Genomic DNA, 3,611 nt, shown 5'->3' with positions numbered 1-3,611 from the left:
GTTGATGAAAGTCTGAACTTGGGTCTGAATCGAACGATGAACTTTATGTTCTGAGCGATATTAGTGTACCCGAGTTCAGCTCTCTTTTCTTTGTTAATACTGCTATAAAAATAACAATACAAGTCTAAAGGAGTGATTTTAATTTAGGATAGTGGAATTGAAATTGTACCGAGAATCAGATTGAAGTTAGCGTTTTAAAAGCACTTCTCAATACAAATCTTTTCGTTTCAATCTAAGATTTGTTACGGGAATTGAGCATTTTAGAAAAAAGTGTATTGAATCTTGAGTGGTGTATGGTTGAGGTATGTTATAGATGTATTGCTTCAAAAGAATCTAAGAGACTAGAGAATTAGAAATAATAGTTGAAAATAAAAAATATGATTGGTTTTTTAATTCTGGTTTTTCTATTTCTCTTTTTAGTTTGGTTTTTATTATCAAAATTTATTTTTTATCCACTTTTTTTCAAACCAAAATATTTTATTGATGATGCTAAGGCTTTTTTGGAAGAAAAAGATTGCTCGTTTTTAGCCATAACTACAGTTAGTAAATCAAAAGCTTTAGCGTATTTTTCTAACCTTAAGAAAGGCTTTTCAATAGATGATTTAATAAAAGTACGATCTCATTTTAAGTTGATAGGGCTTGCTGCCGATGAATCCAGTCTTGAAGTTTTTTATGTTCAAATCACTAAATATTTGGGTTTACCGTTTTCTAAAAATCAGATGAAATTTAATCGAAAGAAGTCATCTGAAATTTCAGCAGAAGAAAAAAGAACAGTATTTGCAAAAGCGGGTATATTTTACAAATCAATGTCCTGCTTGTAAGGCTTCTATATCAAATAAAGATGAGATTTGCCCTAACTGCGGATTATTTTTAAACGCGAAATAGATTTTAAAACAATATAAAACCTCACAGGTTTCCAAAACCTGTGAGGTTTGTTTTTTAAATAAATTTCTCAACTTGTAGATCGTCTGTTTTTAAGGCAGCGGTGAAATGACATTTTTTGATCATTGTTTACTGTTAATTGCTAATTGTTCTCTGCCTACTGCTACTGTTCACTGCAAACTTCGCATTTAGCGAACTACCGCATTCTCTGGGATAGGAGCATTACGGTGTTTAAATCGTTTATGCGTCCATAAGTAATATTCAGGATGTGCTTTAATTTGTGCTTCCAGTCGATCTCGAAATGAAGTGGTAATAAAGAAATCAGGTTCAGATTGTGGATTATTAGTGATTTTTTTTAGCCGAGCTTCATAAAAACCACGCTTTACTTTTTCGACTTCTAGATAATACACCGGCATGTCAAAATCTTTCGCTAATTTTTCAGATCCGGTGAAAAAAGGAACTTTAACTCCCATAAAATCGGTCCAGAACTTATAGTTTGCTCGTTTCGGGGTTTGGTCGGCAATCATTCCGTAGATTCCGTTTAAACCATTTTTCTGGTGCCGGGCAATGGTGCTGACCACACGGTGGGATTCGATCATTTCAGTTTTAAATTTTCCCCGGATATCTTTTACCAGTTTATCAAAATATTTATTTCGAATACGTTTATAAATACCGTGACCTTTTAGTTTTAGTCCATATAGCTCCATAGAGATCATCCACTCGTAGCTAGCATAATGTCCGCACATTACTAAAACACCTTTCCCCAGATTGTTTACGGTTTTAATATCTTTAGGATTGATAAATACAAAATGTTTTTTTAATTCAGCTTCTGAAATAGTCAATGTTTTTATCATCTCTAAAAACATGTCACACATGTGATGATAAAACTTCTTTTTTATGCTTATCAATTCACTTTCAGATTTTTCCGGAAAAGCTAGTTTCAGATTTTTTTCAACCGTTTTTTTGCGATACCCAATGATATAATAGACCAAAATATAGATGAGGTCTGAGAAAAAATAAAAGAGCCTAAAGGGTAAAATAGAAATTAACCAAAGTAGAGGATAAACCAGCCAGAAAACAAATCCCTGCATAAAAAAACTTTCCGCAAATATATGGTATATTTGAATTTAAACAGCAATAGCTATGGGCAATTTGGAATTGGTGACGATCATCATTATCGCGGCAAACGTAATTATTTCTTTTAAGGGGTTTAATGATCCGGAGTTTTTTCACAAGTATAAGTTTAATATCGCCGATATTAAAAGTGGTAAAAAATACCAGATCTTAACTTCGGGATTCCTGCATGTTAATCATGCCCATTTATTTGTAAACATGCTTACCCTTTACTTTTTTGCGGATGCGGTGCTTCATTATCTGGGGACTACAGGTTTTATAGTTGTTTATCTGGTAAGTTTGGTTTTAGGAAATTTACTTTCGCTATATTTTCATAAGGATGAGTGGAATTATACTGCTGTGGGAGCCAGTGGAGCTGTAATGGGGATTTTATATTCGGCCATTTTACTAAATCCAGATATGATGCTTGGATTGTTTTTTATTATCCCAATTCCGGCTTATTTGTTTGGTATTGGTTATTTGTTATACACAATTTATGGCATGAAAAGTAGAAGGGATAGTATTGGTCATGATGCCCACTTTGGCGGTGCGGTTGGAGGCTATTTATCAACAATAATTTTAGCACCTTATGTGCTAGAAGCTCATCTTATGATGGTTATCCTTTTAGCGGTGCCTATTGTTATTTTATTTTTACTTCATCGTAGCGGAAAAATTTAGTTTGGTATTGTATTTGGATATACCTTCTAAATTATAAAACCAATCTTATGAAAAAGTTAGCGCTATTACTGGTGATGATTACCAGCATGGGTTTAACCGCCCAAAATTCGACTGAAAGAAATACCGTTACGGTGACCGGAGAAGGAAAAGTTATGGTTGTTCCAGATAAGGTCATTATTAACTCCAGAATCGAAACTGAAGGTTTAAATCCGACGGATGTTAAAAAGGACAATGATAAAATTGCCAATGATATTTTTAAGTATTTAAAATCCCAGGGGGTTCCAGAAAAAAATATTCAAACTGAATATATGAATCTGAATAAGCGCACCGATTATAATACTAAAGAAGAAACCTATGTGGCCAATCAGGCGATCTCAATAAAACTTGATGATCTTAAGAATTATGAAAAGATCATGCAGGGACTATTGAAGAACGGGCTAAACCGTATTAACGGGGTAGAATTTTCTTCTTCTAAAATAGAGGAGTATCAAAAAGAGGCCCGTAAAAAAGCGGTCTTGGATGCCAAACAAAAGGCTGAAGATTTGGTAGCAGCCTTAGACCAAAAAATTGGTAAAGCGGTAATGATCTCTGAAAATGGAGGCAATACTTACCCTGTAATGCGAATGGCTGAGATGAAGTCAGCGGCGCAGGCAGATCAACAAACCATAGCTCCAGGAGAGATGGAAATTAGTGTGAATGTAAATATAAGTTTTCAGTTATATTAATCTGAAGTTATTTCAGGTACTTAATTAGTTAGTTAAATAAAAAAATCCCCGGTAAGCCGGGGATTTTTGATTTAGGACTATCTCATAAACTGTGTAAATAGAAAAATAACAGGGGTCGCGACCCCTGTTATTTTTTTTGTCTAATTTTAAATTTTACACAGTATGAAAAAAGAAGATTTATTTAGCGATGAATTTTTAAAGCAGTTCAAAAGT

Annotated in this window: 5 protein-coding genes; 4 read left to right on the top strand and 1 reads right to left on the bottom strand. The window is 33.7% G+C overall.

The window, feature by feature from the left end:
* The first annotated feature begins 377 nt into the window (after positions 1 to 377).
* Together AC13DP_RS00095 and AC13DP_RS00090 are read left to right on the top strand one after the other, a co-directional pair.
* A complete protein-coding gene (locus AC13DP_RS00095; RefSeq protein ID WP_347406867.1) occupies positions 378 to 821 on the top strand; it encodes a hypothetical protein in 444 nt (147 codons plus the stop codon).
* Positions 778 to 885 (top strand): zinc ribbon domain-containing protein, encoded by a 108-nt coding sequence (locus AC13DP_RS00090; RefSeq protein WP_483067075.1) that lies wholly within the window; start codon positions 778 to 780, stop codon positions 883 to 885. Before AC13DP_RS00095 ends, AC13DP_RS00090 begins: the two co-directional genes overlap by 44 nt.
* A gap of 185 nt (positions 886 to 1,070) precedes the next feature.
* On the opposite strand, the gene AC13DP_RS00085 is transcribed toward AC13DP_RS00090, so the two are convergent.
* Positions 1,071 to 1,973 (bottom strand): lysophospholipid acyltransferase family protein, encoded by a 903-nt coding sequence (locus tag AC13DP_RS00085; RefSeq protein WP_347406868.1) that lies wholly within the window; start codon positions 1,971 to 1,973, stop codon positions 1,071 to 1,073.
* Between the two features lie 52 nt (positions 1,974 to 2,025).
* On the opposite strand from AC13DP_RS00085, the gene AC13DP_RS00080 reads away from it, so the two are divergent.
* Both AC13DP_RS00080 and AC13DP_RS00075 read left to right on the top strand, forming a co-directional pair.
* The gene (locus AC13DP_RS00080; RefSeq protein WP_228252368.1) at positions 2,026 to 2,673 is read left to right on the top strand and encodes a rhomboid family intramembrane serine protease; all 648 of its coding nucleotides are present in this window, start codon (positions 2,026 to 2,028) and stop codon (positions 2,671 to 2,673) included.
* A 47-nt stretch (positions 2,674 to 2,720) separates the two neighbouring features.
* Entirely contained in the window at positions 2,721 to 3,398 is a 678-nt protein-coding gene (locus tag AC13DP_RS00075) for an SIMPL domain-containing protein (RefSeq protein WP_228252369.1), read from the top strand.
* The last annotated feature ends 213 nt before the right edge of the window (positions 3,399 to 3,611 follow it).

It is taken from the genome of Zunongwangia sp. L-65, assembly GCF_056859415.1.
The sequence above is the reverse complement of the archived record's forward strand: the minus strand, read 5'-3'. Positions and strand labels throughout refer to the sequence as shown.